The sequence below is a fragment of the Saccharothrix sp. ST-888 genome (assembly GCF_000955975.1).
GTDB lineage: Bacteria > Actinomycetota > Actinomycetes > Streptomycetales > Streptomycetaceae > Kitasatospora.
In genome coordinates this window covers 1-555 of sequence record NZ_JYJF01000340.1, presented here as the reverse complement: position 1 = coordinate 555, position 555 = coordinate 1, and the positions used below count along the sequence as shown (strand labels likewise).

Genomic DNA, 555 nt, shown 5'->3' with positions numbered 1-555 from the left:
CTGGGGTTGGAGGGGCCGACGCTGTCGATCGACACGGCGTGTTCCTCGTCGCTGGTGGCGCTGCACCTGGCGGCGCAGTCGCTGCGGCAGGGCGAGTCCGTGCTCGCGCTGGCCGGCGGGGTCACCGTGATGGCCTCGCCCGGCACCTTCGTGGAGTTCAGCCGCCAGCGGGGGCTGTCCCCGGACGGCCGGTGCAAGGCGTTCGCGGACGGCGCGGACGGTACGGGCTTCGCCGAGGGCGTCGGTGTCCTGGTGCTGGAACGGCTCTCGGACGCGCGGCGCAACGGGCACGAGGTGCTGGCCGTCATCCGCGGCTCCGCCGTCAACCAGGACGGCGCCTCCAACGGACTGACCGCGCCCAACGGCCCCTCCCAGCAGCGGGTGATCCGCCAGGCGCTCGCCAGCGCCCGGCTGTCGGCGGCCGACGTCGACGTGGTCGAGGCGCACGGCACCGGTACCACGCTCGGCGACCCGATCGAGGCCCAGGCACTGCTGGCGACCTACGGTCAGGACCGCCCCGAGGGGCGGCCGCTCTGGCTCGGCTCGGTCAAGTCG

At 74.8% G+C, this 555-nt stretch carries 1 protein-coding gene; it reads left to right on the top strand.

What is annotated here, in order from left to right; translation table 11 throughout:
• Positions 1 to 555 (top strand): beta-ketoacyl synthase N-terminal-like domain-containing protein (locus UK12_RS32990; RefSeq protein WP_045306895.1); only part of this gene is annotated, 555 nt, incomplete at both ends.